The organism is Streptomyces sp. NPDC102259 (assembly GCF_044766465.1).
In the GTDB taxonomy this organism is placed as follows: Bacteria; Actinomycetota; Actinomycetes; order Streptomycetales; family Streptomycetaceae; genus Streptomyces.
Genome location: NZ_JBIWMA010000005.1, coordinates 86,257 through 108,315, shown reverse-complemented (window position 1 = coordinate 108,315; position 22,059 = coordinate 86,257). Strand labels below are relative to the sequence as shown.

The window sequence follows — 22,059 nt, the reverse complement described above, 5'->3', positions numbered from 1 at the left end:
GGGTTGCTGCGGAAGGGCCGTCGACTCGCGATCGACGTCGGGGACGCCCGGATCGGGGTCGCCTCGTGCGACCCCGACGGGATCCTCGCCACTCCCGTGGAGACGGTCCCCGGCCGGGACGTCCCCGCGGCTTACCGCCGACTCGGACAACTGGTCGAGGAGTACGAGCCGATCGAGGTCGTCGTGGGTCTGCCTCGCTCCCTCAAGGGGGGCGAGGGCCCGGCCGCGGTCAAGGTCCGCGGCTTCGCACAGGAGCTGGCGAACAAAATCGCCCCCGTGTCCGTACGTCTGGTGGACGAGCGGATGACGACCGTGACGGCCAGTCAGGGACTGCGTGCCTCGGGAGTGAAGTCGAAGAAGGGCCGCTCGGTGATCGACCAGGCAGCCGCTGTGATCATCCTTCAACAGGCGCTGGAATCCGAACGGGTGTCAGGTAAAGCGCCGGGCGAGGGCGTCGAAGTGGTTGTCTGATCGCGATACGGTAACGTTCCGCGCGATGTGGCGGTGTTCGAACAGCGACCGCACAGAGAGAGACGGAACGGTGACGGGCCTGAGAAAGCCGCGTGATCGCCGCCTCGCGGCTCTAGGGGATCGATGACTGAGTATGGCCGGGGCCCTGGCTCCGAACCGTGGCATCCGGAGGACCCGTTGTACGGGGACGGCGGATGGGAAGGGCAGCAGGCCCCCACGGGCCATCAGCCTGCCTACGGCGACCGGCCACAGCACCACCCCTACCCGCAGCAGCCGGAGCAGCAGCAACAGGAGCAGCAGCAGGAGTACGGCGACTGGGGCCAGGGACAGGCGCAGCAGTACGACCAGCAGCAGTACGGTCAGCAGCAGTACGACCCCCAGTACCAGGGCTACGACCCGCAGCAGTACCCCGCTCAGGACCAGCAGTACCCCGCTCAGGACCAGCAGTACGCCCACCAGAACCCGCAGGCCTACCACGAGGGGTATCAGGAGGGCGGCTGGGACGGCACGGGCACCCATGCCCACATCCCCTACGCGGCCGACCCGGGTGACCCCTACGGGCAGCAGGCCGCGGCCTACGGCGCCGAACAGCCCGACTTCTACGGCACCCCGGAGGCGTATCCGCCGCCGGAGCCGCCCGCCCGGCGGCGCGCCGAGCCCGAACCGGAGCCGGTGCCGGAAGCCGAGTCCGAGCAGAAGCCCGACTGGGATCCGGGACCCGATCAGGGTGAGCACGCATTCTTCGCGGGCGGCGGGGCCGAGGACGACGACGAGCCGGAGGGCCGCGGCGACCGGCGGGGCCGGGGCGGCAAGGGCGCGAAGAGCAAGAAGAGCCGCAGCGGCTGCGCCTGCCTGGTCGTCGTGCTGGTGTTCGGCGGCGGTGTCGCGGGCGTCGGCTACTTCGGCTACGACTACTACCAGAATCGTTACGCCGCGGCTCCGGACTACACGGGCGACGGCACGAAGCAGACGGTGAGCATCCAGGTCCCCAAGGGCTCGGGCGGCGCCGAAATCGGCAGACTGCTCAAGGAGGCCGGCGTCGTCAAGAGCGTGGACGCGTTCGTCTCCGCGGTCACGAACAACCCCCAAGCGGGCGGCATCCAGGCGGGCGCGTACATCCTGAAGAAGGAGATGTCCGCGAAGAGCGCCGTGGAGATGATGCTCGACCCGACCAGCCAGGCCAATGTGATGGTCACCCCGGGTCAGCGGAACGTGTCCGTCTACAAGGCCATCGACACGAAACTCGGACTCGCCTCCGGCGCCACCAGAAAAGTGGCGGAGAGCGAGTACAAGACGCTCGGTCTGCCCGCCTGGGCGAACGACAACGAGGACATAAAGGACCCACTGGAGGGCTTCCTCTTCCCGGGTACGTACGGCGCGGCCAAGGGCATGAAGCCGGAGGCGGTCCTGAAGTCGATGGTCGCCCACGCCAACGAGGTGTACGGCGCGTACGACCTCGAGGCCAAGGCCAAGACGCTCAAGCTGGAAAGCCCGTTGCAGGTCATCACGGTCGCCAGCCTCGTCCAGGCCGAGGGCAAGACGCACGACGACTACCGCAAGATGGCGGAGGTCGTCTACAACCGGCTCAAGCCGACGAACGACCAGACCAACCAGTTGCTCCAATTCGACTCGACCTTCAACTACCTGAAGGGCGAGAGCAAAATCAACATCAGCGAGTCCGAGATCAACAGCAACAAGGACCCGTACAACACCTATACCAACAAAGGCCTGACGCCCGGTCCGATCGGCAATCCCGGTGAGGACGCGCTCAAGGCGACGATGAATCCGACCACCGACGGCTGGATCTATTTCGTGGCGACCGACGGTGAGAACAACACCGAATTCGCCAAGACCTACGCGGATTTCCAGAAACTCAAGGACAAGTTCGATGCCAGCACGGGCAACTGACGCCCGCCGGGCCGCGGTACTCGGCAGCCCCATCGTCCACTCGCTCTCCCCGGTGCTGCACCGCGCCGCGTACGAGGCGCTGGAACTCACCGGCTGGACGTACGACCGCTTCGACGTCGACGAGGAGGCGCTGACCGCCTTCGTCGACGGGCTCGGCGCCGAGTGGGCCGGTCTGTCGCTGACCATGCCGCTGAAGCGCGCGGTCATCCCGCTGCTCGACGAGGTCAGCGAGACGGCGGCCTCCGTCGAGGCGGTCAACACCCTCGTGTTCACCGAGGACGGCCGCCGAGTCGGCGACAACACGGACATCCCCGGCATGGTCGCCGCCCTGCGCGAGCGCGGTGTCGAACAGGTCGACTCGGCCGCGATCCTCGGCGCCGGCGCCACCGCGTCCTCCGCCCTGGCCGCCCTGGCCAGGGTCTGCCCCGGCGAGATCGTCGCCTACGTTCGCAGTGCGGCCCGTGCCGCCGAGATGCGGCAGTGGGGCGAGCGGCTCGACGTCGAGGTCCGGATCGCCGACTGGGCGGACGCCGCCGACGCGCTGCGCTTCCCGCTGGTCGTCGCGACCACCCCGGCCGGGGCCACGGACGCCCTCGCCGCCTCGGTGCCGGAGCGCCCCGCCACCCTCTTCGACGTGCTTTACGACCCGTGGCCGACCGAGCTGGCCGCCCGCTGGTCCATGTTCGGCGGCGCCGTCGTCAGCGGCCTCGACCTGCTCGTGCACCAGGCCGTCCTCCAGGTGGAGCAGATGACCGGCCGCGTCCCGGCGCCGGTGGAGGCCATGCGCAAGGCGGGCGAGCACGCCCTCGCCGCCCGCGGGGCCTCGCACCGTCCCTGAGCCGGTCCCCGGCCCGCCGCCCGTCCGCTTGCTGGACCGGCGGCCGGTTCCGGGGCCGGGACGTGGGAGGATCGGAGATGGCGGGCCAGGGCCGCGCACCCGGTCACGCCACCGACGTACGCGAAGGACGCGCGTGCGCAGAGCGCTACCAGAGCGCGAGCACTGAGGAGCATCGTTGAGCAGGCTGCGTTGGCTGACCGCGGGGGAGTCCCACGGACCCGCACTTGTCGCGACGCTGGAGGGCCTTCCCGCCGGCGTGCCGATCACCACGGAGATGGTCGCCGACCACCTCGCGCGGCGACGGCTCGGCTATGGGCGCGGTGCGCGCATGAAGTTCGAGCGCGACGAGGTCACCTTCCTCGGCGGTGTCCGGCACGGCCTGACCATGGGTTCACCGGTCGCCGTCATGGTGGGCAACACGGAGTGGCCGAAGTGGGAACAGGTCATGTCGGCCGACCCGGTCGACCCGGAGATCCTCGCGGGCCTCGCCCGCAACGCGCCGCTCACCCGCCCGCGCCCCGGCCACGCCGACCTCGCCGGAATGCAGAAGTACGGCTTCGACGAGGCCCGGCCGATCCTGGAGCGCGCCTCCGCGCGTGAGACGGCCGCCCGGGTCGCGCTGGGCGCGGTGGCCCGGTCGTACCTGAAGGAGACGGCCGGCATCGAGATCGTCTCGCACGTCGTCGAGCTGGCCGCCGCGAAGGCGCCGTACGGCGTCCTGCCGACCCCCGCGGACGTCGAGAAGCTGGACGCGGACCCGGTCCGCTGCCTGGACGCGGACGCCTCGAAGGCGATGGTCGCGGAGATCGACCAGGCCCACAAGGACGGCGACACCCTCGGCGGCGTCGTCGAGGTGCTGGCGTACGACGTCCCGGTCGGCCTGGGCTCGCACGTGCACTGGGACCGTCGGCTGGACGCCCGGCTCGCCGCGGCCCTGATGGGCATCCAGGCGATCAAGGGCGTCGAGGTCGGCGACGGCTTCGACCTCGCGCGCGTGCCGGGTTCGAAGGCGCACGACGAGATCGTCACCACGGCCGAGGGCATCAGGCGCGCGAGCGGCCGTTCCGGCGGCACCGAGGGCGGCCTCACCACCGGCGAGCTGCTGCGTGTGCGCGCGGCGATGAAGCCGATCGCGACCGTGCCGCGGGCCCTGCGGACGGTGGACGTCGCCACGGGCGAGGCCACCCAGGCGCACCACCAGCGCTCCGACGTGTGCGCGGTCCCGGCCGCCGGGATCGTCGCCGAGGCGATGGTCGCCCTGGTGCTCGCGGACGCGGTGGCGGAGAAGTTCGGCGGCGACAGCGTCACCGAGACCCGCCGCAACGTGCGCTCGTACCTCGACAGCCTGCACATCCGATGAGCGGGCCACTGGTCGTCCTCGTCGGCCCGATGGGCGTCGGCAAGTCCACCGTCGGGCAGCTGCTCGCCGAGCGGCTCGGCGTCTCCTACCGGGACACCGACGACGACATCGTCGCCGAGGCGGGCCGCAGCATCGCGGAGATCTTCGTCGACGAGGGCGAGGAGACCTTCCGCGCGATCGAGAAGCGGGCCGTGCGGGACGCGCTCACCGAGCACGAGGGTGTGCTGGCGCTCGGCGGCGGCTCGATCCTGGACGCGGACACACGCGCGCTGCTGGCCGGGCAGCGCGTCGTCTACCTGGCCATGGACGTCGAGGAGGCCGTGAAGCGCACCGGCCTGAACACGGCGCGCCCGCTGCTCGCCGTCAATCCGCGCAAGCAGTGGCGCGAACTGATGGACGCCCGTCGCCATCTCTACGAGGGCGTCGCCACCGCGGTCGTGACCACGGACGGCCGTACGCCCGAAGAGGTCAGTCAAGTGGCCTTGGACGCTTTGGAGTTGAAGGAAGCATGAGCAGCGAGTCCGTAACGCGGATCCAAATCGGCGGAAGTGCGGGCTCGGAGCCGTACGAGGTCCTGGTCGGCCGTCAGCTGCTGGGCGAACTCGGCGGGCTGATCGGCGACCGGGTCAAGCGGGTCGCCGTGATCCACCCCGAGGCGCTCGCCGGCACCGGGGAGGCGCTCCGCGCCGACCTGGCCGAACAGGGCTACGAGGCCGTCGCCATCCAGGTGCCCAACGCGGAGGAGGCCAAGACCGCCGAGGTCGCCGCCTACTGCTGGAAGGCGCTCGGCCAGTCCGGGTTCACCCGCACCGACGTCGTCGTGGGCGTCGGCGGAGGCTCCACCACGGACCTCGCCGGGTTCGTCGCCGCGACCTGGCTGCGCGGGGTGCGCTGGATCGCCGTCCCGACGACCGTGCTGGCCATGGTCGACGCGGCCGTCGGCGGCAAGACCGGCATCAACACCGCCGAGGGCAAGAACCTCGTCGGTTCCTTCCACCCGCCGGCCGGGGTGCTGTGCGACCTGGCCGCGCTGGACTCCCTGCCGGTCAACGACTACGTCTCCGGGCTCGCCGAGGTCATCAAGGCCGGCTTCATCGCCGACCCGGTGATCCTCGAGCTGGTCGAGTCCGACCCCGAGGCCGCGCGCACCCCGGCGGGCCCGCACACCGCCGAGCTCATCGAGCGCTCCATCAGGGTCAAGGCGGACGTCGTGTCGTCCGACCTGAAGGAGTCGGGCCTGCGGGAGATCCTCAACTACGGCCACACCCTGGCGCACGCCATCGAGAAGAACGAGCGCTACAAGTGGCGGCACGGCGCGGCCGTGTCCGTGGGCATGCACTTCGCCGCCGAACTGGGCCGCCTGGCGGGCCGGCTGGACGACGCGACGGCCGACCGCCACCGCACGGTGCTGGAGTCGGTGGGTCTGCCGCTGCACTACCGCTACGACCAGTGGCCCAAGCTGCTGGAGAACATGAAGGTCGACAAGAAGTCCCGCGGTGACCTGCTGCGGTTCATCGTCCTGGACGGCCTGGCCAAGCCGAACGTCCTCGAGGGTCCCGACCCGGCCGTGCTGCTGGCCGCGTACGGGGAGGTGGGCGAGTAGGAGCGCGGGATGGGCGAGTAGGTCCGCCCGCTTCCCTTCCGCCCGATTCGCTTTCCACACCGGGCACTTCGGACCGCCCCCGGCCGTTCACCAAACGACGACCGGGGGCGGTACCGTTCAGTAGCGAAAAGGGGGGTCCGCACCCCTCACAACCAGCGCCCATTGCCTGTACGAGACGGAGTGGCACCGGATGCAGCACGCAGTGGGTTCTCCGCTGCCGCCGCCCCACCAGCCGGGCGGCGCCCCCCAGCATCAGCCGGGGTACCTCGGCGCCCCCTCGGGCCCGGTGCCGCCCGCGCCCCAGCCGCCGGTGCCGCCCGTGCCGCCGCCGCCCGCCCCGCAGCACGCCCCGGTCCCGCAGGGCGCCGACGCCACCGGACATGTCCCGCTGCCGCCGGGCGGCCCCGTCCCCATGCCCAGCGCGCCGCCCGCCCCGACCGTCCCCGACCCGGCGGCCACGACGCTGGCGGTGCTGCTGATCGGCCCGGCGGGCGCCGGGAAGACGAGCGTCGCCAAGTTCTGGGCCGACCACCGCCGGGTGCCCACGGCCCACGTCAGCCTCGACGACGTACGGGAATGGGTCCGTTCGGGCTTCGCCGACCCGCAGTCGGGGTGGAACGACCATTCCGAGGCCCAGTACCGCCTGGCCCGCCGCACCTGCGGCTTCGCCGCGCGCAACTTCCTGGCCAACGGCATCTCATGCATCCTGGACGACGCGATCTTCCCCGACCGCCCGGCCGTGGGCCTGGGTGGCTGGAAACGGCATGTGGGTCCGGGCCTGCTGCCCGTCGTCCTCCTGCCGGGCCTGGAAGTCGTTCTGGAGCGCAACGCAGAACGCTCCGGCAACCGCCGCCTCACCGACGAGGAGGTGGCCCGCATCCACGGCCGCATGGCCGGCTGGTACGGCTCCGGCCTGCCCATCATCGACAACTCCCAACTGGACGTCCCGACCACGGCGAGGGTCCTGGACGACGTGCTGGCGAGGGCCATCGCGAGCCCCCCGAAGTGGTAGAGCGCTCTCCAGCGCTCCGGCCCGACCCGGACGGTTCCCCCGAACGCCCTCCCAACCGGCACAATCCGGCCACTCCTCCTACGCTCGTGTCATGTCAGAGGTCTACGCGTCCCGCCGCACCCGGCTGAGAGAACGCTGCAACGCGAGCGGCAGCGCCACCGCGCTGATCTCCCGCCCCGCCAACGTGAGATACCTCGCGGGCGCGGCGCCGGTCGGCGCCGTCCTGCTGCTGGGCAGACGTGAGGATCTTCTCGTCTGCACGGACCCGCCCGAGGACCGCCCGAGCGAGGGGCGGCCGGACGAGGCCCTGCGTGTCCACTGCCTCCGCCGCAGCGGAGGCGATCCGGCGGTCGCGGCCGCCGATCTCCTCGTGGCCGAGGGCGGCGACTCCCTCGCGGTGGAGGAGCATCACCTCACGGTGGCCCGTCACCGCGAGCTGCGGGCCGTCGCGCCCCGGCTGCGCCTGGCGGACGTGGGCGGCGCGGTCGAGCAGCTGAGGGTGGTGAAGGACGAGGAGGAGATCTCCTGTCTGCGGATCGGCGCCGAGATCGCCGACCAGGCGCTGGGGGAGCTGCTGGAGTCCATCCTGGTGGGCCGTACGGAACGGCATCTCGCCCTCGAACTGGAACGGCGCCTGGTCGATCACGGTGCCGACGGCCCCGCCTTCGCCACCTCGGTCGCCACCGGCCCGAACTCCGGCCGGCGTGGCCACCGGCCCACCGATCGGCGCGTCGAGGAGGGCGACTTCCTCTCCGTCTGTCTGGGGGCGAGCTACCGCGGCTACCGCTGCGAGATCGGCCGTACCTTCGTGATCGGCACGTCCCCCGCCGACTGGCAGATCGAGCTGTACGACCTCGTCTTCGCTGCCCAGCGCGCCGGACGCGAGGCCCTGACACCCGGCGCCGCCTTCCGGGACGTGGACCGCGCGGCCCGCCATATCCTGGACTCCGCGGGGCACTCCGAGGGCCTTCCGGCGCTCACCGGGCACGGTGTCGGGCTCGAAATCGAAGAGGACCCGCAGTTGTCTCCCGCGGCCATGGGTAAACTGGACGCTTGCGTGCCGGTCACCGTCGAACCGGGGGTCCACCTCCCGGGCCGGGGCGGTGTCCGGATCGATGACACGCTCGTCGTGCGCCCAGAGGCGGACGGCGGACCCGAGCTACTCACCATCACGACCAAGGAGCTGCTCGCCCTCTAGACAGGTGCGTGCACCGGGGTCGTCCACGTCAGTCCAGGAGATTCCGCAACCGTGGCTTCCACGAACGACCTCAAGAACGGCCTGGTGCTCAAGCTCGAAGGCGGCCAGCTCTGGTCCGTCGTCGAGTTCCAGCACGTCAAGCCCGGCAAGGGCCCGGCCTTCGTGCGCACCAAGCTGAAGAACGTGCTTTCCGGCAAGGTCGTCGACAAGACGTTCAACGCCGGCGTCAAGGTCGAGACGGCCACTGTCGACAAGCGCGACATGCAGTTCTCGTACATGGACGGCGAGTACTTCGTCTTCATGGACATGGAGACCTACGACCAGCTGCTGGTCGACCGCAAGGCCGTCGGCGACGCCGCCAACTTCCTGATCGAGGGCTTCACGGCCACCGTCGCGCAGCACGAGGGCGAGGTGCTCTTCGTCGAGCTGCCGGCCGCCGTCGAGCTCGTCGTGCAGGAGACCGAGCCCGGCCTGCAGGGGGACCGCTCCACCGGTGGCACCAAGCCCGCCACCCTGGAGACCGGTCACCAGATCAACGTCCCGCTCTTCATCACCACCGGTGAGAAGATCAAGGTCGACACCCGCACCAGCGACTACCTCGGCCGGGTGAACAGCTAACCGTGGCTGCTCGCAACACGGCCCGCAAGCGCGCCTTCCAGATCCTCTTCGAGGGCGACCAGCGCGGAGTCGACGTCCTGACAGTCCTCGCGGACTGGATCCGGCTCTCCCGGGCCGACACCCGGCAGCCGCCGGTGAGTGAGTACACCATGCAGCTGGTCGAGGGCTACGCCGGGTACGCGCGGCGTATCGACGACCTGATCTCGCAGTACTCGGTCGGCTGGACGCTGGACCGGATGCCGGTCGTCGACCGCAACATCCTGCGTCTCGGCGCCTACGAGCTGATCTGGGCCGACGAGACCCCGGACGCGGTCGTCCTCGACGAGATGGTGCAGCTGGCGAAGGAGTTCTCCACGGACGAGTCGCCGTCGTTCGTCAACGGCCTGCTCGGCCGGTTCAAGGAGCTCAAGCCGTCTCTGCGCCGGGACGAGGCGTAACGGCACGGCAAGCCGGCCGCACGACAGTCCTACGACAACGCCTGAGGGCCCGCAGCGACATGCTGCGGGCCCTCAGGCGTTTCCCCGGCACCTGGTGCCTCTGAGCCCTCCTGGGCCCGCAGACGGCCGCCGGGGTGGCCGGAACCATCAGGTTCCGGCCACCCCGGCGGCACGTTTCTGCTGAGCTCTGGTGGGCCGCAGGGGCCTCAGCCCTCCTCGTGGGAGACCGCGCGGCGCGCGTCCGCGTCCAGGACGCCCCAGCTGATCAGCTGCTCGGTCAGGACCGAGGGCGACTGGTCGTAGATGACGGCGAGCGTGCGCAGGTCGTCCTGGCGGATCGACAGCACCTTGCCGTTGTAGTCACCTCGCTGCGACTGGATCGTGGCCGCGTACCGCTGCAGGGGGCCCGCCTTCTCGACCGGCACGTGGGCCAGTCGCTCCAGGTCCAGGACCAGCTTCGGCGGCGGCTCTGCGGCTCCGCCCGGAGTGGTGCCCGGCAGCAGTTCCTGCACGGGAACGCCGTAGAAGTCCGCCAGCTCGGCAAGGCGCTGCACGGTCACGGCGCGGTCGCCGCGCTCGTACGAACCGACCACGACCGCCTTCCAGCGTCCCTGGGACTTCTCCTCGACACCGTGGAGGGAAAGGCCCTGCTGGGTGCGGATCGCCCGGAGCTTGGCCCCGAGCTGTTTGGCGTATTCGCTGGACATATAGCTCCCCGGCACTGGGTCGACGCGGCGCGAGCCGCGTGCTGGTAACTCACTGTGAGGTTACGCAGCGTGATTCTTCTGAGTCAAGCCGAATGGTCCACACCGACGCTTCCGTGGTAGCGGTGGCTGATTACGCCAAGGGGGTGATCGGGGTGGCGTCCCGGCCTGCTACCGTGGATGGCGCAAATCCGACGTCCTTTAAGGTCCGTCCCGTGAGGCGGAGAAGGAGGTCCGTTTCATATGGACAAGCAGGACACTCAGCAGGATTCCCGGCAAGCCGATGCGCGGCCCGTCCTCGAAGGCCCCGACATCGCGCGCGTACTGACCCGCATCGCCCACGAGATCGTCGAACGCGCCAAGGGCGCCGACGACGTGGTGCTGCTTGGCATCCCGACCCGCGGCGTCTTCCTCGCCCAGCGGCTCGCCGCCAAGCTCGAGCAGATCACCGACCGCAAGATCCCGGTCGGCTCCCTCGACATCACCATGTACCGCGACGACCTGCGCATGCACCCGCCGCGTGCGCTGGCCCGCACCGAGATCCCCGGTGACGGCCTGGACGGCAGGCTGGTCGTCCTCGTCGACGACGTGCTCTTCTCCGGCCGCACCATCCGCGCCGCCCTCGACGCCCTGAACGACCTCGGGCGTCCGCGCGCGGTCCAGCTCGCGGTCCTCGTCGACCGCGGCCACCGGGAACTGCCCATCCGCGCCGACTACGTCGGCAAGAACCTCCCCACGTCGTTGCGGGAGACGGTCAAGGTCCAGCTCGCCGAGGAGGACGGTCGCGACACCGTGCTGCTCGGTGTGAAGCCGGCCGCCCAGCAGTAGCACGCGCGCGTGCGGCCCTCGGTGCCGTGCGCCTCACAGCCGTGCCCTGCACGTCCGTGATCTCCCCATGTCTGAACTGCCTTACGGAGCCTGACAGATGCAGCGTCATCTCATCTCGGCCGCCGACCTCACCCGCGACGACGCCGTCCTGATCCTCGACACCGCCGAGGAGATGGCCCGGGTCGCCGACCGGCCCATCAAGAAACTGCCGACCCTGCGCGGCCGCACGATCGTCAACCTCTTCTTCGAGGACTCCACGCGCACCCGCATCTCCTTCGAGGCCGCCGAGAAGCGCCTCTCCGCGGACGTCATCAACTTCTCCGCCAAGGGGTCGTCGGTGTCCAAGGGCGAGTCCCTGAAGGACACCGCGCAGACGTTGGAGGCCATGGGCGTGGACGCGGTCGTCATCCGGCACGGGGCCTCCGGGGCGCCGTACCGGCTGGCCACCTCCGACTGGATCGACGCCGTCGTCATCAACGCGGGCGACGGCACCCACCAGCACCCCACCCAGGCCCTCCTGGACGCCTTCACGATGCGCCGCCGTCTGATCGGCCGGGACGCCGGGCTCGGCCAGGACCTCGCCGGCAAGCGCATCACGATCGTCGGCGACGTGCTGCACAGCCGGGTGGCCCGCTCCAACGTCGACCTGCTGCACACGCTCGGCGCCGAGGTCACCCTGGTCGCCCCGCCCACCCTGGTGCCGGTCGGCATCGAGACCTGGCCGTGCGAGGTGTCGTACGACCTCGACAGCACGCTGCCCAAGTCCGACGCGGTGATGATGCTGCGGGTGCAGCGCGAGCGGATGAACGCCGCGTTCTTCCCGACCGAGCGCGAGTACTCGCGGCGCTACGGCCTCGACGGCGACCGCATGGCGCGGATGCCCGAGCACGCCATCGTCATGCACCCCGGCCCGATGGTCCGCGGCATGGAGATCACCGCAGAGGTCGCCGACTCCGAGCGCTGCACCGTCGTCGAACAGGTCGCCAACGGCGTGTCCATCCGGATGGCCGTCCTCTACCTGCTCCTGGGCGGCAACGAACCCGCCGTCAGCCACGCCCGCATCACCGAGGAGAAGTAAGAACCATGAGCAAGATCCTGATCCGTGGTGCGAAGGTGCTCGGCGGTGAGCCGCAGGACGTCCTGATCGACGGCGCGGTCATCGAGGCCGTCGGCGCGGGGCTGTCCGCCGAGGGAGCCGAGGTCGTCGAGGCCGGCGGCAAGGTGCTGCTGCCGGGCCTGGTCGACCTGCACACCCATCTGCGCGAGCCGGGCCGCGAGGACTCCGAGACGGTGCTCACGGGCACCCGCGCGGCCGCTTCCGGCGGCTACACGGCCGTGTTCGCCATGGCCAACACCTTCCCCGTGGCCGACACGGCCGGCGTGGTCGAGCAGGTCTACCGGCTCGGGCAGGAGCACGGCTACTGCGACGTGCAGCCCATCGGCGCGGTCACGGTCGGCCTGGAGGGCCGCAAGCTCGCCGAGCTGGGCGCCATGCACGAGTCGGCGGCCGGCGTCACCGTCTTCTCCGACGACGGCAAGTGCGTCGACGACGCCGTGATCATGCGCCGGGCCCTGGAGTACGTGAAGGCCTTCGGCGGGGTCGTCGCCCAGCACGCGCAGGAGCCGCGGCTGACCGAGGGCGCCCAGATGAACGAGGGCGTCGTCTCCGCCGAGCTGGGCCTCGGGGGCTGGCCGGCGGTGGCCGAGGAATCGATCATCGCCCGGGACGTGCTGCTCGCCGAGCACGTCGGCTCCCGGGTCCACATCTGCCACCTCTCCACCGCCGGGTCGGTCGAGATCGTCCGCTGGGCCAAGTCCCGCGGCATCGACGTCACCGCCGAGGTCACCCCGCACCACCTGCTCCTCACCGACGAGCTGGTGCGCAGCTACGACCCGGTCTACAAGGTGAACCCGCCGCTGCGCACCGAGCGGGACGTGCGCGCCCTGCGCGAGGCGCTCGCCGACGGCACGATCGACATCGTCGCCACCGACCACGCCCCGCACCCGCACGAGGACAAGGACTGCGAGTGGGCCGCCGCCGCCATGGGCATGGTCGGCCTGGAGACCGCGTTGTCGGTGGTCCAGGAGACGATGGTGGAGACGGGCCTGCTGGACTGGGCCGGGGTCGCGAGCCGGATGTCGTTCAAGCCCGCCCTGATCGGGCGGGCCCAGGGCCACGGCCGCCCCGTCTCGGCAGGTGAGCCCGCCAACCTCACGCTCGTCGACACGGAATACCGTGGGTCGGTGGACCCCGCGGGCTTCGCCTCGCGCAGCCGGAACACCCCGTACGAGGGGCGTGAGCTGCCGGGCCGTGTCACGCACACGTGGCTCCGGGGCAAGGCCACGCTCGTCGACGGGAAGCTCACGTGACATCTGCTGCACTACTGCTCGCGGCCGAGAAGGAATCGGCCGAAGTGACCGACTGGGCCGCGCGGATCGGCTGGGTGGTCGGTCTCGGCCTCTTCGTCGCGCTCGTCTACTGGCTGATGCGCGAGGGCTGGAAGTGGCGCGGCACGCTCCAGGGCGACCTCCCGGAGCTCCTCACCGCGCCGGACGACCTGGGTCCGGTGAGACTGGGCATGAGCGGGCGCTACCACGGCTCCACCACCGCCGGACAGTGGCTGGACCGCATCGTGGCGCACGGCCTGGGCACCCGCAGCCGGGTCGAGCTCACCCTGACGGCAGCGGGACTGGACGTCGTACGCCCCGGCGCGACCGACTTCTTCGTCCCGGCCGCCGCACTGCGCGAGGCCCGGCTCGACAAGGGCATCGCCGGCAAGGTCCTCACCGAGGGCGGCCTGCTGGTGGTGACCTGGGCGCACGGCGACAAGCTGCTCGACTCCGGCTTCCGCTCGGACCGCGCGGCCGAGCACGGCGAGTGGGTCGACGCCATCAACTCCATGATCGACAAGACGGAAAACCCGACGGAAACGGAAGGCGCACGATGACGACCTCCACCAGGGGAACCACCAGGGTTCCCGCCGTACTCGTCCTGGAGGACGGCCGGATCTTCCGCGGCCGTGCCTACGGGGCCGTGGGGGAGACCTTCGGCGAAGCGGTGTTCTCCACCGGTATGACCGGCTACCAGGAGACCCTCACCGACCCGTCGTACGACCGCCAGATCGTCGTCGCGACCACCCCGCAGATCGGCAACACCGGCTGGAACGACGAGGACGACGAGTCGGGCCGCATCTGGGTCTCCGGCTACGTCGTGCGCGACCCCGCGCGCGTGCCCTCCAACTGGCGCTCCACGCGCTCCCTGGACAACGCCCTGGTGCAGCAGAACGTCGTCGGCATCTCCGGCATCGACACCCGCGCGCTCACCCGCCACCTCCGCGAGAGCGGCTCCATGCGCGCCGGGATCTTCTCCGGCGAGGCGATCGGTTCCGAGACCGAGCTCCTCGCGCGCGTGCAGGCCCAGCCGCAGATGAAGGGCGCGAGCCTCTACGAGGAGGTCGCCACCAAGGAGGCCTACGTCGTCCCGGCGGTCGGCGAGAAGCGCTTCACCGTCGCCGCCATCGACCTCGGCATCAAGGGCATGACCCCGCACCGCATGGCCGAGCGCGGCATCGAGGTGCACGTGCTCCCGGCGACTGCCTCGGCGGCGGAGGTGTACGCCGTCGACCCCGACGGCGTGTTCTTCTCCAACGGCCCGGGCGACCCGGCCACCGCCGACGGTCCGGTCGCGCTGATGACCGAGGTGCTGGAGCGCAAGACGCCGCTCTTCGGCATCTGCTTCGGCAACCAGATCCTCGGCCGCGCGCTCGGCTTCGGCACCTACAAGCTGAAGTACGGCCACCGCGGCATCAACCAGCCGGTCCAGGACCGCACGACCGGCAAGGTCGAGGTCACCGCGCACAACCACGGGTTCGCCGTGGACGCGCCGCTCGACAAGGTCAGCGAGACGAAGTTCGGCCGCGCCGAGGTCTCCCACATCTGCCTCAACGACGACGTCGTGGAGGGGCTCCAGCTGCTCGACCAGCCGGCCTTCTCCGTCCAGTACCACCCCGAAGCGGCAGCGGGCCCCCACGACGCCGCCTACCTGTTCGACCGCTTCGTATCCCTGATGGAGGGCCAGCGTGCCTAAGCGCACCGATATCCAGTCCGTCCTGGTCATCGGCTCCGGCCCGATCGTCATCGGCCAGGCCGCCGAGTTCGACTACTCCGGCACCCAGGCGTGCCGCATCCTGCGGGCCGAGGGCCTGCGGGTCGTCCTGGTCAACTCCAACCCGGCGACGATCATGACCGACCCGGAGATCGCCGACGCCACCTACGTCGAGCCGATCACCCCGGAGTTCGTCGAGAAGATCATCGCCAAGGAGCGCCCCGACGCGCTGCTGCCCACCCTGGGCGGCCAGACGGCCCTCAACACGGCGATCTCGCTCGCCGAGAACGGCGTCCTCGAGAAGTACGGCGTCGAGCTGATCGGCGCCAATGTGGAGGCCATCAACAAGGGCGAGGACCGCGACCTGTTCAAGGGCGTCGTCGAAGAGGTCCGCCGCAAGATCGGGCACGGCGAGTCGGCCCGCTCGGTCATCTGCCACACCATGGACGAGGTGATCGCCGCCGTCGACGCGCTCGGCGGCGGCTACCCGGTCGTCGTCCGCCCCTCCTTCACCATGGGCGGCGCCGGCTCCGGCTTCGCCCACGACGAGGAGGAGCTGCGCCGCATCGCCGGCCAGGGCCTCACGCTGTCGCCGACCACCGAGGTGCTCCTGGAGGAGTCCATCCTCGGCTGGAAGGAGTACGAGCTGGAGCTCATGCGCGACAAGCACGACAACGTCGTGGTCGTCTGCTCCATCGAGAACTTCGACCCCATGGGCGTGCACACCGGCGACTCGATCACCGTCGCCCCGTCGATGACGCTGACCGACCGCGAGTACCAGATCCTGCGCGACATCGGCATCGCCGTGATCCGCGAGGTCGGCGTGGACACCGGCGGCTGCAACATCCAGTTCGCGGTGAACCCCGAGGACGGCCGCGTCATCGTCATCGAGATGAACCCGCGCGTGTCGCGTTCCTCGGCCCTCGCCTCCAAGGCCACCGGCTTCCCGATCGCCAAGATCGCGGCCAAGCTCGCCATCGGCTACACCCTCGACGAGATCCCGAACGACATCACGCAGGAGACCCCGGCCTCCTTCGAGCCGACGCTCGACTACGTGGTCGTGAAGGTTCCGCGCTTCGCCTTCGAGAAGTTCCCGAGCGCCGATTCCACGCTGACCACGACCATGAAGTCGGTCGGCGAGGCCATGGCCATCGGCCGCAACTTCACCGAGGCCCTGCAGAAGGCGCTGCGGTCGCTGGAGAAGAAGGGCAGCCAGTTCACGTTCGTCGGCGAGCCCGCCGGGAACAAGGACGAACTGCTGCGGGAGGCCGTACGGCCCACCGACGGACGCATCAACACCGTCATGCAGGCCATCCGCGCGGGCGCCACGCCCGAGGAGGTCTTCGAGTTCACGAAGATCGACCCCTGGTTCGTCGACCAGCTCTTCCTCATCAAGGAGACCGCCGACGAGCTGGCCGCCGCCGACCGCCTCGACGTCGAGCTGCTCGCCGAGGCCAAGCGGCACGGCTTCTCCGACCAGCAGATCGCCGAGATCCGCGGGCTGCGCGAGGACGTCGTCCGTGAGGTGCGGCACGCGCTGGGCATCCGTCCGGTCTACAAGACGGTCGACACCTGCGCCGCCGAGTTCGCCGCGAAGACGCCGTACTTCTACTCCTCCTACGACGAGGAGACCGAGGTCGCGCCCCGCGAGAAGCCCGCGGTGATCATCCTGGGCTCCGGCCCGAACCGCATCGGCCAGGGCATCGAGTTCGACTACTCCTGCGTCCACGCCTCCTTCGCGCTGTCCGACGCCGGGTACGAGACCGTGATGGTCAACTGCAACCCGGAGACCGTCTCCACGGACTACGACACCTCCGACCGCCTGTACTTCGAGCCGCTGACGCTCGAGGACGTGCTGGAGATCGTCCACGCGGAGTCGCTGGCCGGCCCGATCGCCGGTGTGATCGTGCAGCTCGGCGGTCAGACCCCGCTGGGCCTGGCGCAGGCGCTGAAGGACAACGGCGTGCCGATCGTCGGCACCTCCCCCGAGGCCATCCACGCGGCCGAGGACCGGGGCGCCTTCGGACGGGTGCTCGCCGAGGCCGGTCTGCCGGCCCCGAAGCACGGCACGGCCACCACGTTCGCGGAGGCCAAGGCCATCGCGGACGAGATCGGCTACCCGGTCCTGGTGCGCCCGTCGTACGTGCTCGGCGGTCGCGGCATGGAGATCGTCTACGACGAGACCCGGCTGTCGTCCTACATCGCCGAGTCGACCGAGATCAGCCCCACCCGGCCGGTCCTCGTCGACCGCTTCCTCGACGACGCCATCGAGATCGACGTCGACGCGCTCTACGACGGCGAGGAGCTGTACCTCGGCGGCGTCATGGAGCACATCGAGGAGGCCGGCATCCACTCCGGCGACTCGGCGTGCGCCCTGCCCCCGATCACCCTCGGCGGCTTCGACATCAAGCGCCTGCGGGCCTCCACGGAGGCGATCGCCAAGGGCGTCGGCGTGCGCGGTCTGATCAACATCCAATTCGCGATGGCGGGCGACATCCTCTACGTCCTGGAGGCCAACCCGCGCGCCTCCCGCACGGTCCCCTTCACCTCGAAGGCGACCGCGGTGCCGCTGGCGAAGGCCGCCGCCCGGATCTCCCTGGGCGCGACCGTCGCCGAGCTGCGCGCCGAGGGGCTGCTCCCGGCGACCGGCGACGGCGGTGAGCTGCCGCTGGACGCGCCGATCTCCGTCAAGGAGGCCGTGATGCCGTGGAGCCGCTTCCGGGACACCTCCGGCCGCGGTGTCGACACCGTGCTCGGCCCCGAGATGCGCTCGACCGGCGAGGTCATGGGCATCGACTCCGTCTTCGGCACGGCGTACGCCAAGTCGCAGGCCGGCGCGTACGGCCCGCTGCCCACCAAGGGCCGCGCGTTCATCTCGGTCGCCAACCGCGACAAGCGCTCGATGATCTTCCCGGCCCGTGAGCTGGTCGCGCACGGCTTCGAGCTGCTCGCCACCTCCGGCACGGCCGAGGTCCTCAGGCGCAACGGCCTCAACGCGAAGGTCGTGCGCAAGCAGTCCGAGGGCACCGGCCCGAACGGCGAGAAGACCATCGTCCAGCTCATCCACGACGGCGAGGTCGACCTCATCGTCAACACCCCGTACGGCACCGGCGGCCGCCTCGACGGCTACGAGATCCGTACGGCGGCCGTGGCGCGGTCCGTGCCCTGCCTGACGACGGTCCAGGCGCTCGCCGCGGCCGTCCAGGGCATCGACGCCCTCAACCACGGGGACGTGGGCGTGCGCTCACTCCAGGAACACGCGGAACACCTGACCGCGGCCCGCGACTAGCAGCCCTCAGGGGGACACCGGAAACGGTGTCCCCCTCTTCATGACACCTCTTCGCGAGGCTCCTTGGAGGACATGACCATGTACAAGCAATTCTTCCGGCTGTTCTTCCAGCGGATGGACCCCGAGCGCGCCCACCACCTGGCCTTCCGCTGGATCCGGCTCGCCGTCCGGATCCCGGTGCTGCGCACGTTCGTCGCGGCCGCCCTGGCCCCCCGCTACCGGGAACTGCGCACCGAGGCCTTCGGGCTGCGCATGCACGGCCCCTTCGGACTCGCCGCCGGCTTCGACAAGAACGCCGTCGCGATCGACGGGATGTCGATGCTGGGCTTCGACCACGTCGAGATCGGCACGGTCACCGGCGAGCCGCAGCCCGGCAACCCCGCCCAGCGGCTGTTCCGGCTCGTGAAGGACCGGGGGCTCATCAACCGGATGGGCTTCAACAACGAGGGCTCGCTCGCCGTCGCCGCGCGCCTGGCCTCCCGTACGCCCGTCTTCAAGCCCGTCGTGGGCGTCAACATCGGCAAGACCAAGGTCGTACCGGAGGAGGAGGCCGTCGGCGACTACGTGAAGTCGACCGAGCGGCTCGCCCCGTACGCCGACTACCTGGTCGTCAACGTGTCCTCGCCGAACACGCCGGGACTGCGCAACCTCCAGGCCACCGAGGCGCTGCGACCGCTGCTGAGCGCCGTCCGCGAGGCCGCCGACCGCGTGGTGACCTCGCGGCGGGTCCCGCTGCTGGTCAAGATCGCCCCGGACCTGGCCGACGAGGACGTCGACGCGGTCGCCGACCTGGCCGTGGAGCTCGGTCTGGACGGGATCATCGCCACCAACACCACCATCGCGCGCGAGGGCCTCGGTCTGACATCCGACCCCTCGCTGGTGAAGGAGACCGGCGGGCTGTCGGGCGCTCCCCTCAAGGCCCGCTCCCTGGAGGTGCTGCGCCGCCTCTACGCGCGCGTGGGCGACCGCGTCACCCTCGTGGGCGTCGGCGGCGTGGAGGACGCCGAGGACGCCTGGCAGCGCATCCTGGCCGGCGCCACGCTGGTCCAGGGGTACAGCGCCTTCATCTACGAGGGGCCCTTCTGGGGCCGTGCGATCCACAAGGGCCTGGCCGCCCGCCTGCGGACGAGCCCCTACGCCACTCTCGCCGACGCGGTCGGCGCCGACGTGAGGAAGACGGCATGACCCTGGAGCCCTTCGGCGCGCGGCTGCGCCGGGCCATGGACGAGCGTGGCCCGCTCTGCGTCGGCATCGACCCGCACGCCTCCCTGCTCGCCGAGTGGGGCCTGCACGACGACGTCGCCGGCCTGGAGCGGTTCAGCCGCACGGTCGTCGAGGCGACGGCCGACCGGGTGGCCCTGCTGAAGCCGCAGAGCGCCTTCTTCGAGCGGTTCGGCTCGCGCGGCATCGCCGTCCTGGAGAAGACGGTGCAGGAGGCGCGGGCGGCCGGCGCCCTGGTCGTGATGGACGCCAAGCGCGGTGACATCGGCTCGACCATGGCCGCGTACGCCGAGTCCTTCCTGCACAAGGACGCCCCGCTGTTCTCCGACGCCCTCACCGTGTCGCCGTACCTCGGCTACGGATCCCTGTCCCCGGCGGTGGCGGCGGCGCGTGAGAGCGGCGCCGGGCTGTTCGTGCTGGCGCTGACCTCCAACCCGGAGGGCGGCGAGGTCCAGCACGCGGTGCGGGCCGACGGACGCGACGTGGGCGCGACGATGCTGGCGCACCTGGCCGCGGAGAACGTGGGGGAGGAGCCGCTGGGCTCCTTCGGGGCGGTCGTCGGCGCCACGCTGGGCGACCTCTCGACGTACGACCTCGGCATCAACGGTCCGCTCCTCGCGCCCGGCGTCGGCGCCCAGGGGGCGACTCCGGCCGACCTTCCGCGGGTCTTCGGGTCCGCGGTGCGCAACGTCGTACCGAACGTGAGTCGGGGTGTGTTGCGTCACGGTCCCGACGTCGTCGCTCTGCGTGACGCCGTGGATCGATTCGCGCGAGAGGTCAGGGCGGCCGTGGAGGCCGCCTGAGCGGCGTCGGCCGCCCGACCGGGGGCTCGGTCGGGCGGCTCGGCGACGACTTGAGGCTGGATACATCCTCAAATCCGGGGCACTATGTCCTAAATGTCCGGCCCTGGAGAGGCTGACCAGGACTTTTCCTCTGTTCTCGCTGACTCTGGCGGAGTTGGCCGCTAGTCTCCGACGGAGAGTGAACGGGCAGCGTGTTTTGCTCGTAGCTCACCAGGTGAGGGGCGACCAGGTTCCTCACCGGTCCGTATCCGACAGTTCGACATCCGAGGTGACGTAGGCGTGGCTCTTCCGCCCCTTACCCCCGAACAGCGCGCAGCCGCGCTCGAAAAGGCCGCCGCGGCTCGCCGGGAGCGGGCCGAGGTCAAGAATCGACTGAAGCACTCCGGCGCCTCGCTTCACGAGGTCATCAAGCAGGGCCAGGAAAACGACGTCATCGGCAAGATGAAGGTCTCCGCCCTCCTGGAGTCGCTCCCGGGCGTGGGCAAGGTCCGCGCCAAGCAGATCATGGAGCGACTCGGCATCTCCGAGAGCCGCCGCGTGCGCGGCCTCGGTTCCAACCAGATCGCGTCCCTGGAGCGTGAGTTCGGCAGCACCGGCTCCTGATTCCCGGGCGCCGCGGGAAGGGAGTCCCGGGCACTCCGGGATTGCTGGAATAATCGCTGCATGGCAGTAAAACTCCGGGGGACGTCCCCCGAAACCCCGGACGCACGTCCGCGGCTGACCGTGCTCTCCGGCCCCTCCGGGGTCGGCAAGAGCACGGTCGTCGCTCATATGCGCAAGGAACACCCCGAGGTCTGGCTCTCGGTGTCGGCGACGACCCGTAGGCCGCGGCCCGGCGAGAAGCACGGGGTCCACTACTTCTTCGTCACCGACGATGAGATGGACAAGCTGATCGCCAACGGCGAGCTGCTGGAGTGGGCCGAGTTCGCGGGCAACCGCTACGGCACTCCGCGCGACGCGGTGCTGGAGCGCCTGGAGTCGGGCGAGCCGGTCCTCCTGGAGATCGATCTCCAGGGCGCCCGACAGGTCCGTGAGTCCATGTCCGAGGCCCAACTCGTGTTCCTGGCCCCTCCCTCCTGGGAGGAACTGGTGCGCAGGCTCACCGGGCGGGGCACCGAACCGCCCGAGGTCATCGACCGCCGCCTGGCGGCGGCGAAGATCGAACTGGCGGCCGAGCCGGAGTTCGACGTGACCCTGGTCAACACCTCCGTCAAGGACGTCGCACGCGAGCTGCTAGCCTTGGTCGATGTTGTGTGATTGCGAACCTGTGATCACGACCGGTCTTTTCCCATCCATCGGAAGGTAGAGCGTGTCCTCTTCCATCTCCGCGCCCGAGGGCATCATCAACCCGCCGATCGACGAGCTCCTCGAGGCCACCGACTCGAAGTACAGCCTCGTGATCTACGCGGCCAAGCGAGCGCGCCAGATCAACGCGTACTACTCGCAGCTCGGCGAGGGCCTCCTCGAGTACGTCGGTCCGCTCGTGGACACCCACGTCCACGAGAAGCCGCTCTCGATCGCCCTCCGCGAGATCAACGCCGGCCTGCTGACGTCCGAGGCCGTCGAGGGCCCCGCTCAGTAGTATTTTCGGTTCGCAGTTGGTTTTTCCACAGGCCCGGCAGCACAGCTGCCGGGCCTGTGGTGTCTGATGGACTCGTACGCAG

Annotated in this window: 22 protein-coding genes; 21 read left to right on the top strand and 1 reads right to left on the bottom strand. The window is 70.4% G+C overall.

Translation table 11 applies throughout. The features are described 5' to 3' along the window. The first annotated feature begins 6 nt into the window (after positions 1-6). The 10 genes from ruvX to nusB all read left to right on the top strand — a co-directional run bounded on the left by ruvX (position 7) and on the right by nusB (position 9,445). Positions 7-471, top strand: a complete 465-nt coding sequence (ruvX, locus tag ACIRPU_RS14645) for a Holliday junction resolvase RuvX (protein WP_355705506.1) — start codon at positions 7-9, stop codon at positions 469-471. Between the two features lie 123 nt (positions 472-594). Beyond that, on the top strand, positions 595-2,379 hold the full coding sequence (gene mltG / locus ACIRPU_RS14640) for an endolytic transglycosylase MltG (RefSeq protein WP_403866479.1): 1,785 nt from the start codon (positions 595-597) through the stop codon (positions 2,377-2,379). Continuing rightward, positions 2,360-3,217: a shikimate dehydrogenase gene (locus tag ACIRPU_RS14635; protein ID WP_403866476.1), complete on the top strand. Its 858-nt coding sequence runs from the start codon at positions 2,360-2,362 to the stop codon at positions 3,215-3,217. Before mltG ends, ACIRPU_RS14635 begins: the two co-directional genes overlap by 20 nt. Positions 3,218-3,392: 175 nt before the next feature. Then, the gene (aroC, locus tag ACIRPU_RS14630) at positions 3,393-4,577 is read left to right on the top strand and encodes a chorismate synthase (protein WP_403866473.1); all 1,185 of its coding nucleotides are present in this window, start codon (positions 3,393-3,395) and stop codon (positions 4,575-4,577) included. Continuing rightward, a complete protein-coding gene (locus ACIRPU_RS14625) occupies positions 4,574-5,089 on the top strand; it encodes a shikimate kinase (RefSeq protein WP_403866470.1) in 516 nt (171 codons plus the stop codon). Before aroC ends, ACIRPU_RS14625 begins: the two co-directional genes overlap by 4 nt. Beyond that, positions 5,086-6,180 carry a 3-dehydroquinate synthase gene (gene aroB / locus ACIRPU_RS14620; RefSeq protein WP_403866467.1) on the top strand — a complete coding sequence of 365 codons (1,095 nt, stop codon included), beginning with the start codon at positions 5,086-5,088 and terminating at the stop codon, positions 6,178-6,180. Before ACIRPU_RS14625 ends, aroB begins: the two co-directional genes overlap by 4 nt. Before the next feature lie 190 nt (positions 6,181-6,370). After that, complete coding sequence (locus ACIRPU_RS14615; protein ID WP_355705461.1) at positions 6,371-7,192, top strand: Pro-rich N-terminal domain-containing protein; 822 nt, start codon at positions 6,371-6,373, stop codon at positions 7,190-7,192. 91 nt (positions 7,193-7,283) lie between these two features. Beyond that, the gene (locus ACIRPU_RS14610) at positions 7,284-8,390 is read left to right on the top strand and encodes an aminopeptidase P family protein (RefSeq protein ID WP_403866463.1); all 1,107 of its coding nucleotides are present in this window, start codon (positions 7,284-7,286) and stop codon (positions 8,388-8,390) included. Positions 8,391-8,441: 51 nt separating this feature from the next. Then, on the top strand, positions 8,442-9,008 hold the full coding sequence (efp, locus tag ACIRPU_RS14605; RefSeq protein ID WP_355705459.1) for an elongation factor P: 567 nt from the start codon (positions 8,442-8,444) through the stop codon (positions 9,006-9,008). A gap of 2 nt (positions 9,009-9,010) precedes the next feature. Then, positions 9,011-9,445 carry a transcription antitermination factor NusB gene (gene nusB, locus ACIRPU_RS14600; protein ID WP_351768131.1) on the top strand — a complete coding sequence of 145 codons (435 nt, stop codon included), beginning with the start codon at positions 9,011-9,013 and terminating at the stop codon, positions 9,443-9,445. 206 nt (positions 9,446-9,651) lie between these two features. Here the strand turns inward: nusB and bldD are convergent, their stop codons facing one another. Then, entirely contained in the window at positions 9,652-10,152 is a 501-nt protein-coding gene (bldD, locus tag ACIRPU_RS14595; RefSeq protein WP_020128858.1) for a transcriptional regulator BldD, read from the bottom strand. A 240-nt stretch (positions 10,153-10,392) separates the two neighbouring features. Between bldD and pyrR the strand changes: the two genes are divergently transcribed. The 11 genes from pyrR (at position 10,393) to rpoZ (ending at position 21,977) form a co-directional block, all read left to right on the top strand. Further along, positions 10,393-10,977 carry a bifunctional pyr operon transcriptional regulator/uracil phosphoribosyltransferase PyrR gene (gene pyrR / locus ACIRPU_RS14590; RefSeq protein WP_355705458.1) on the top strand — a complete coding sequence of 195 codons (585 nt, stop codon included), beginning with the start codon at positions 10,393-10,395 and terminating at the stop codon, positions 10,975-10,977. A gap of 97 nt (positions 10,978-11,074) precedes the next feature. Continuing rightward, positions 11,075-12,055 carry an aspartate carbamoyltransferase catalytic subunit gene (locus tag ACIRPU_RS14585; protein ID WP_355705457.1) on the top strand — a complete coding sequence of 327 codons (981 nt, stop codon included), beginning with the start codon at positions 11,075-11,077 and terminating at the stop codon, positions 12,053-12,055. 5 nt (positions 12,056-12,060) lie between these two features. Next, positions 12,061-13,347, top strand: a complete 1,287-nt coding sequence (locus tag ACIRPU_RS14580; RefSeq protein ID WP_403866457.1) for a dihydroorotase — start codon at positions 12,061-12,063, stop codon at positions 13,345-13,347. Continuing rightward, on the top strand, positions 13,344-13,925 hold the full coding sequence (locus ACIRPU_RS14575) for a hypothetical protein (RefSeq protein ID WP_403866454.1): 582 nt from the start codon (positions 13,344-13,346) through the stop codon (positions 13,923-13,925). The genes ACIRPU_RS14580 and ACIRPU_RS14575 overlap by 4 nt, the downstream gene beginning before the upstream one ends. Further along, a complete protein-coding gene (carA, locus tag ACIRPU_RS14570) occupies positions 13,922-15,064 on the top strand; it encodes a glutamine-hydrolyzing carbamoyl-phosphate synthase small subunit (protein WP_403866451.1) in 1,143 nt (380 codons plus the stop codon). The genes ACIRPU_RS14575 and carA overlap by 4 nt, the downstream gene beginning before the upstream one ends. Continuing rightward, on the top strand, positions 15,057-18,371 hold the full coding sequence (gene carB / locus ACIRPU_RS14565) for a carbamoyl-phosphate synthase large subunit (protein WP_403866448.1): 3,315 nt from the start codon (positions 15,057-15,059) through the stop codon (positions 18,369-18,371). Before carA ends, carB begins: the two co-directional genes overlap by 8 nt. Positions 18,372-18,449: 78 nt before the next feature. Then, complete coding sequence (locus tag ACIRPU_RS14560) at positions 18,450-19,556, top strand: quinone-dependent dihydroorotate dehydrogenase (protein ID WP_355705452.1); 1,107 nt, start codon at positions 18,450-18,452, stop codon at positions 19,554-19,556. Further along, complete coding sequence (gene pyrF / locus ACIRPU_RS14555; RefSeq protein ID WP_403866444.1) at positions 19,553-20,395, top strand: orotidine-5'-phosphate decarboxylase; 843 nt, start codon at positions 19,553-19,555, stop codon at positions 20,393-20,395. The genes ACIRPU_RS14560 and pyrF overlap by 4 nt, the downstream gene beginning before the upstream one ends. A gap of 279 nt (positions 20,396-20,674) precedes the next feature. Further along, entirely contained in the window at positions 20,675-20,998 is a 324-nt protein-coding gene (locus ACIRPU_RS14550; protein WP_003977346.1) for an integration host factor, read from the top strand. A 60-nt stretch (positions 20,999-21,058) separates the two neighbouring features. After that, positions 21,059-21,652 carry a guanylate kinase gene (gene gmk / locus ACIRPU_RS14545; protein WP_403866441.1) on the top strand — a complete coding sequence of 198 codons (594 nt, stop codon included), beginning with the start codon at positions 21,059-21,061 and terminating at the stop codon, positions 21,650-21,652. A gap of 52 nt (positions 21,653-21,704) precedes the next feature. After that, positions 21,705-21,977, top strand: coding sequence for a DNA-directed RNA polymerase subunit omega (gene rpoZ / locus ACIRPU_RS14540; RefSeq protein WP_003988945.1), 273 nt, complete (start codon positions 21,705-21,707; stop codon positions 21,975-21,977). Positions 21,978-22,059 lie beyond the last annotated feature (82 nt).